Source organism: Bacteroidota bacterium (assembly GCA_039714315.1).
Lineage (GTDB): Bacteria > Bacteroidota > Bacteroidia > Flavobacteriales > JADGDT01 > JADGDT01.
Window position 1 is genome coordinate 1 of the sequence record JBDLJM010000138.1, and the last position, 8,401, is coordinate 8,401.

The 8,401-nt window shown below is 35.4% G+C and carries 5 protein-coding genes; 2 read left to right on the top strand and 3 right to left on the bottom strand.

Features of this window, described 5'->3' with window-relative positions:
- Nucleotides 1-258 precede the first annotated feature (258 nt).
- Entirely contained in the window at nt 259-1,326 is a 1,068-nt protein-coding gene (gene aroC / locus ABFR62_11685; GenBank protein ID MEN8139081.1) for a chorismate synthase, read from the top strand.
- A gap of 1 nt (nt 1,327) precedes the next feature.
- Nucleotides 1,328-2,734, top strand: a complete 1,407-nt coding sequence (locus tag ABFR62_11690; protein MEN8139082.1) for a dicarboxylate/amino acid:cation symporter — start codon at nt 1,328-1,330, stop codon at nt 2,732-2,734.
- Nucleotides 2,735-2,890: 156 nt separating this feature from the next.
- Here ABFR62_11690 and ABFR62_11695 read toward each other — a convergent pair whose 3' ends face one another.
- The 3 genes from ABFR62_11695 to ABFR62_11705 all read right to left on the bottom strand — a co-directional run bounded on the left by ABFR62_11695 (nt 2,891) and on the right by ABFR62_11705 (nt 8,140).
- Nucleotides 2,891-3,121: a hypothetical protein gene (locus ABFR62_11695; GenBank protein ID MEN8139083.1), complete on the bottom strand. Its 231-nt coding sequence runs from the start codon at nt 3,119-3,121 to the stop codon at nt 2,891-2,893.
- A 910-nt stretch (nt 3,122-4,031) separates the two neighbouring features.
- The gene (locus ABFR62_11700) at nt 4,032-6,452 is read right to left on the bottom strand and encodes a TonB-dependent receptor (GenBank protein MEN8139084.1); all 2,421 of its coding nucleotides are present in this window, start codon (nt 6,450-6,452) and stop codon (nt 4,032-4,034) included.
- An 11-nt stretch (nt 6,453-6,463) separates the two neighbouring features.
- Nucleotides 6,464-8,140, bottom strand: a complete 1,677-nt coding sequence (locus ABFR62_11705) for a M23 family metallopeptidase (protein MEN8139085.1) — start codon at nt 8,138-8,140, stop codon at nt 6,464-6,466.
- Nucleotides 8,141-8,401 lie beyond the last annotated feature (261 nt).

Genomic DNA, 8,401 nt, shown 5'->3' on the forward strand with positions numbered 1-8,401 from the left:
GACCGAATTATTTAGAATCAGCGAAGCTAAACGCAGTGAAGTGGAGAAACCTTTAGGTTCGACGAAGTCAATTCGAAGATTGTGAGATGGAGGGAAATGGAAACAGCAACCAGTAACCAGTAACCAGTAACCAGTAACCAGCAACCAGTAACCAGTAACCAGCAACCAGCAACCCCAAACACTTTATCAAAGTCTAAAGTTTAAAGTTTTAATCTTGTTTATTGATTTACTACATTTGTCCGAATAGTTTAAGAAAATATGGCTGGAAATACATTTGGACGAATATTGAAAGTAAGTACTTTCGGAGAGTCACACGGAGTAGCGCTTGGTGGTGTTCTTGACGGAGTACCTGCGGGAATAGAAATAAACTTTGATGCGATTAATATTGATTTGCAAAGAAGGAAACCCGGACAATCAAAAATTACTACTCAAAGAAAGGAAGATGATGAAGTAGAGTTCTTATCAGGGATCTTTGAAGGAAAAACCACCGGAACGTCAATAGGATTTATTATCAAGAATAAAAACCAGCGTTCGGGTGATTATGGGGATATAGCAAAGGCTTATCGTCCATCGCATGCTGACTATACTTATGATCAAAAATATGGATTTCGCGATTATAGGGGAGGAGGTCGTTCTTCGGCGAGAGAAACTGCAATTAGAGTAGTGGCAGGAGCAATAGCAAAACAAATAATTCCCGAAATATCTGTTAAGGCATATGTTTCGGGTGTTGGAGAAATTAAGCTTGAAACACCATACAATGAGGTGAACTTTGCAGAAGTAGAGAATAACATAGTTCGTTGTCCTGATACCAATACTGCAAAAAGGATGGAAGATCTGATTAGTGAGGTAAAAAAAGACGGCGATACAATTGGGGGAGTGGTCAGCTGTGTAATTGATGGAGTACCTGCCGGTTTGGGAGAACCTGTATTCGACAGGTTACAGGCAGAACTGGCTAAGGCAATGTTTTCTATAAATGCTGTTAAAGGCTTTGAATACGGAAGTGGTTTTGAAGGAAGTAAATTACGCGGATCTCAACACAACGACCTTTTCAATGCTGACGGGAGTACAAAAACGAACCGTTCGGGAGGAATCCAGGGAGGTATTTCCAATGGAGAGCAGATATATTTTAACGTAGCATTTAAGCCCGTTGCTACTTTACTGATGCCACAAATTACCATCGATCAAAATTTTAAAGAAGTAGAGCTTAATCCGAAAGGACGTCATGATCCATGTGTAGTTCCGAGGGCTGTACCAATAGTTGAAGCGATGGCCGCATTGGTATTGGCCGATTACTATCTTATAAATAAAACCCGAAGAGTAATATAATATGAAGAAGAAATTAGATCTGCACTGGCAAATAGTTATCGGTTTATTGCTTGGTGTTATTTGGGCATTGTTTTCGAGCTATTTTGGATTATCTGAATTTACTATGAATTGGATAGATCCGTTTGGGGAGATATTTATAAATCTTCTTAAGTTAATTGCAGTCCCGTTAGTTCTATTTTCTATAATTGGAGGGGTTGCCGGTATAGGTGATGCAGAGAAGCTTGGACGAATGGGCTTTAAAACATTGCTTTTATACTTAAGTACAACTGTGTTGGCAATAACTCTTGGTCTTGGATTGGTTAATACTATTAAGCCCGGTAAATTAATAAAGGAGGAATCGCGTGTTGAGAATAGAATAGTATATGAATTATGGGCAAAAAGTTCGGGTATAGAGATAGTCGATAAAGAGTGTCTTACCTGTGATAGTGACAATAGTGAATTAGTTTCTGAAATAGCAAAAAGGAATGGGACAGAGATTGTTTCTACAGAAGTCGAGAATAAAATAAAATTGGCCAGGGCTACTAAAGAGGCAGGGCCGTTACAATTTTTAATTGATATGGTGCCATCAAATATATTTGTTTCTTTGAACGATAACGCTTTGATGTTACAGATAATTTTCTTTGCACTATTTTTCGGCATTAGTCTTTTGATGATACCCAAACACTCTTCTTACCACGTTATTCAGTTGATAAATGGAATAAACGATGTATTTATAAAAATGGTAGAGCTGATTATGTTGGCTGCTCCTTATTTTGTTTTCGCATTGATGGCAGGTATTGTTTCTAAAATGGCAGGTGATAATCCTGCAAAGGTTATAGAAATTTTTAAGGGATTAAGTTGGTATTTTGTGGTTGTAATGATCGGTTTGTTGCTTATGGCCTTTGGAGTATATCCTCTAATACTGAAATTATTCACGGGTCGCAGCTTTTCGTATAAGGATTTCTTTTCGGGGATTAGTGAGGCGCAAGCATTAGCCTTTTCTACAAGTTCAAGTGCCGCCACTTTACCGGTAACGATGGAATGTGTAGAGGAAAACCTCGGAGTAGATAAACGTGTAACAAGTTTTGTTTTACCTATAGGAGCTACTGTTAATATGGATGGAACCAGCCTTTATCAGGCCATTGCTGTAATTTTCCTGGCACATATTCATAATATTGATCTTGACATTTCTCATCAGGTTATTATCGTACTTACAGCTACTTTAGCTTCGATAGGTTCAGCGGCAATCCCCGGAGCAGGCTTGGTTATGTTGATGATTGTATTGCAAACTGTAGGTCTGAACCCTGCCTGGATTGCAATTATACTGCCTGTCGACAGATTGTTGGATATGCTTAGAACAGTTGTAAATGTTACTGGAGATGCAACGGTTTCTACCATAATTGCGAAGACAGAAGAATTGGATAAATAGTATTATCGAAATAAAGAACTTAAATCAAGTCCCGGTAAGGCAATAAACAGAAAAATCTCATCAGATAAATTTATATTCGATGAGATTTTTCCGTAACTATACACGTTATGTTACTACGGAACTTAACAGGATTTAGATATCCAAAAAAAGTTCAGGTCACTTATTAATATTGATATTCAGCTTGTCAACAGATATACTCTGATGGGTTGATAGCTTGATCAAAAAAGTAGTTTCACTGTCATGTACTTCAAGAGCTTTGATTAACTCATTTCTGTGATTCCTGAATTCAATCACATCACTACTATCGTATCCGTCAGGATACTGTGAGTGAAACAGCTTTTTTATTTTTCCACTCATTTTTTTAAAATCAACAATTATCCTTTTCATATATCAGTATTGCTTTTAGCCTTTATTTTTTGCACAGGCTTTTGGCAATATGCATCTATTACAGGCTCTTTGTTATTGTACTATCCTCTACTGGGAGGATTGGGTTGTTTTTATCCAAAATGATCATCCCATTACTATTATCAGCCTAAAGATATATTACTTTTTTTATTAAAAAAAGAATTTTAACATATTGGTATTCAAGCGTGTGGCGGGTATGTTTTAACCGTTTGAAATGTCCCCTGTCGGCAATAATTCGCCATGAGTGAACTATTGTTATTTTTTTACCGCTGAGTACCGCTAAGTTGTGCGCAAAGTATAGTTTACAGGATAATTTAGGTCATAACCCGTTTATAACTCTTTTAATACCAACTGTAAGACTCTTAATATTGAAATTTATGGTTTTATACCAATCACAAATCCAAATGACATAAAATCTTTTCGTCTTTTCCGATTCTACTTCTTTAAAAAAATGCTCACGTAGCTATGGCTATGCTTAATTTTTGTAAATTATTCACGAATAATAATTGTAAAGGTGTTCATGAATCGCTTCGCTTATTTGTATAATCGAAAAATACTTCAACCTAAATACATCATTTAGAAATGTAATTGGTATTACCATTATTTATACGATACCTAAACTATTTAAAATTAAGAAAATACACCTTTAATTTAGGGGGGAATGGTGAAAAGGTTATTGTTTTGTATGGATTATAAATCATTAGTGTTTATAGAAATTTACGTTGCGAAACTTCGCGCATTACTTTGCGTAACATTGCGGTTGAATTAGGACATAATATACAATGATATCAATATTTGTTATGAATAAGTTATTGAAATTGATAAAAAATATCTTGCCTAATTTTGTGATTTTGAACTTGGGTGGCTCTGTGCGGAAAACAGGTGGGTTTAATTAAATTTTTACCTGAAGTTTCAGGTTCCAAAATCTACCTGTTAACTTGTTTGGTACAGCGTACATGCCTTTCGAATATACATCTCTAACCCAGGAATACGAAATTGTATTTTTGATATCTGCTACATTAAGTATTTCCAGCGAAAGGCTCGCATATTTTACTTTTGGGAACAAGGACGATGTAATACCATGATCGTGATCGGAAATAACTTTTGTAAAACCAATATCCAATCTTTTATAGTCCGGTAACTTAATTTGATATTTGTACGGGTCTCCATAACTTGGGCCACCTCCCGGCAGTCCGGTACTGTACACAAGGTTTAAATTAACTTTGAAAGTTGGGAATTTTGGCATGTAATCCTGAAAAAACATCGCAAATTTAAATCTTTGATCAGTAGGAAGTGGTATTGCCCCTTGTTCGTCAATATTTTGTTGAGCTTTCATCAAACCAACCGACATCCATGATTCTACACCCGGTACAAACTCTCCATTCACTCTAAAGTCTGCTCCGGCCACATAACCTTTACCGTTATTGTTCCCAAAGTATCTTAGTCTCACATTGTCAACAATGTAAGGGTTGAGGTTTAGCATGTACTTGTAATAAAGTTCGCTTGTCCATTTAAAAGGTCTGTTCCACGCTTTGAACTCGTAGTTCGCTCCAATTACAAAGTGCCAACTGTCCTGCGATTTCACATCTTTATTTAGGCTGCCGTCCATTGTTCTTAACTCTCTGTAAAATGGCGCCTGTGAATACTTCCCTACTGAAACCCAATACAGGATATCCGGTTTGTTGAGATTTTGGAAATTAATTATTCCCCGGGGGCTAACACTCGTTTGCCCGTTAACATCCCAGTAATTAGCTCTTAACCCGATATTGTAGGATATTGCGAGATCATTAAATTCAAAATTTTGTTCAAATTGAGAATATAATTCAACCCTGTTTGAGCTTAGCGAATTTTTTGCTGAAGCCCCCTGATATATATCCAAAGGTAAATCATATGATTTATATGGTTCAATATTATTATGAGGTAATGAAAAGCCTGCTGAATCAACGTATTCCCATTCGTTTAAGCGGTCGTGTATACTTTCATTGCTGTATCTGAATCCCCATTCGAGTTTTTTGTCTTCATCAATAATGTGCTTCGAATTTGCTCCTGCATTAATAACCAGGGCATCAAATTCATTTCGCGCATGCTCTAATTGCGAACCTATCCCCATAGTAAATAATGGGTTTCCAAAATCGTCATCTCCTAAATTACTGTTTAGCTCGCTGAGACGGTATTGACCTAATATATCGTAAAATTCATTTTCACGCGACCGGAAAGAGGAGACATAGAAATTAGTAACTGTTTTTTCATTAAAAATGTATTCGGCATTTGCGTTCAGCGACCAGGTAAAGTAATTGTCCTGTTCGTTACCCTCATAAAATACAACTAACTGCAAAGGTTTGTTTATTGTTCCAAAGTTAGTTACTCTGCTTACCGGAGAGTAATTGTATTCGTTTAGCGACAGGTTTGCCAGTAAGCTCAGCTTAAACTTATTGTTAGGTTTGAAGTAAACCACAGATTGAAGGTCGGTATACACAGGTTTGAAGTTGGCTTCAGTGTCCTGGGTTTTAGTAATTAAACTAATGTTTTTGTATCTGATACCGGTCATGGAACTCCACTTGTTGTTTTTTGAAACTAAGTCTACAGTAGCTCCGGCACCCAGTAAACTTACTTCAAACATAGACTGGAATTTATCCGGCTCTCGATACTGAATATTTAATACCGATGACATTTTATCACCGTATTTCGATTCGAAGCCTCCGGCGTAGAAATCAATGTTTTTTACCATCTGAGAGTTTGCAAAGCTCAATCCTTCCTGTTGCCCCGATCGTATTAAAAATGGCCGATATACTTCCATCCCGTTTACATAGATGAGGTTTTCGTCGAAATTACCTCCACGAACCATGTATTGCGAACTGAGTTCGTTATTAGATGTTACCCCGGGAAGTGATTTTAGCAACGAAGTAATTCCATCACCGGGAGTAGAAATAACAGAGACTTCCTCGGCTTTAATCTTACTGAGGTTCGAAGTATTTTCCTTTTCACCATAAACTTCAACTTCGTCTATTTGATTGCTTTTCTCCTGAAGAGTTATATTTAAAAGTATTCTATGTGAGTTACGGTCTTTTAATTGTTTTATAAAATAGTTATAGCTAACGTGTGAGAAGGCTATTGTATAATCATCTCTTTTCTTTACGGTGATTTCATAATTACCCGAATTGTCTGATACTGCACCGTATTTACCAACTTGAATTGCAACCCCGTCAATCCCTTTATTTTTACTGTTTACAATTTTTCCATATATCAGTACTTCCTGACCAAATGTTATTGACAAGGGAATTAAAAGGAATATAGTAAGAATTAGGTTTTTCAAGTTTGATTTCTTTATCTGTAAAATGATACTTCGTACTTATTCAAGTTTCCAACATTGTCGGTTACTTCGAGTGTAAAAGTATGTTTTTTACCGTTTAAATCAATATCTGAGAAATCATATTTTAATAAATTCTTTTTACCATCGTATTCCATCAATATCCATTCACCGTCAATAAATCCGTTAAATGATTTAATTCCTGACAGATTATCCTTGATTTTTACTTTCAGGAAATTATCCTTCGACATCCATTTACCATCGTAGATGTTCACTCCTTTTATCTCCGGAGCCTTTGTGTCATAGGTAATTGTGAATTTGCCAAACGATCTGGTTTTGGTTTTGATGTATCCGTCTTTAAATTTTCCTCCCAAAGAAATAGTTCCTCCTCTTTTTGTCACTTTGGCAATCAGCATTTTCTCAGTTAAACTATCGTTAGCTTTTATTTCAAGTGAGTAGCTTTTGTGCAATGGAATATCTTCCCGTCCAATATAATGTGATCCGTTCTTGTAGTTGTAATCGAAGTTGAAGTTGTTGTAAAGGGCGCCTTTAGGAACATTAACTCTAATGGAGTCTGATTCAAAAATATTGTTTTTTGTGTAATCAAATACAAGTTTATTTACATTTGGCTTTTCAGTTTTAACCTTGGCTTTAGTACCGTTAAGTTTGAGGTTTACAACAGATTTATTGCCGTGATAATCCTCTACCATCAACTTTAGCGAGTATTTTTTTCCTTCTTCAATTTTAATAAAACCATTATTGATGTTATTTGAATAAATTGATAGTTTATTTCCGGGTAATAAAAATAATTTTTGAATTCTTCTCCTGTTTTCAGAGTAGTACTTATAATCTATCATGGAATTAATGTATCGTTGCTCTGAAAAAACCAGGGAATTCATTGTGTAATCAAAATACAGCTCATCATCTACAAAAAGTTTTACCCCATAAACTCCATTTTTATTATTTGCATAATTTAACCTGTCATATGAATCAACACCAAGTCCAACCCAACCTGCAGAAACAGTTATCTCATTACTAAAGAATTCCTTCTTATTAGCATCAAAGCTAAGGTTCACTTTATTCAACGATTCATCGTAGCCTTCCATATTGTCGAAATCATAAATGAAGACATTGTTGATTTTAGGAGGTCTTGTATCTTTGATGTTATAATCATAATTAAATGGATTTTGCGGCATTTGCGTTTTAGAATCTCTTATTTCGAAATGCAAATGCGGCCCGCCGGAACTTCCGCTGTTACCTGATTTACCGATAGTATCATTCTTCTTAACGTCTAAATCACCTTTTTTCAGGAATAAGTTAATCGCATAACTTTTTTTATCGTATTGCTTATTCTTTACAAATTTTTCTATTTCAGGAGAGAATTTTTGAAGATGCGCGTATACAGAAGTCAGACCATTAGGATGGGTAACATAAATTGCTTTTCCATAACCCCATGGCGAAACACTAATTCTGCTTATATATCCGTCGCTAATCGATTTTACAGGAAAACCAATGATCCCTTTAGTTTTAATATCAATTCCCGAGTGGAAGTGGTTGCTTCTGAGTTCTCCAAAAGTTCCGGATAAAATTAATGGAATATCCAGTGGAGGAACTAAATCGTATTTTTTTGGAGCCTGAGCCCATGAAACATTGTTTACAGCCAGAATTAATAATGTAATAATTACCCTCTTCATCGTCATTCAAAATTTGGTGATATAATTTATTGGAGGGGCAAATATATTATCATTTGTTTTTAATTTAGAGTTAATTGAAAAATGTTATTAACAAACTGATATAATTGTATTTGAAGATGTTCAATTCAATTTGTAGTTATACCAAATAAACATCAAAATGCCCTGTAATATCTTTCTCTTTTTAGTTTTATCTTCTTTAAAAAATAGTTTATTCACGAACTATATTATTATAGGTGTTCATGAATCTTCGATTTCGTAGCT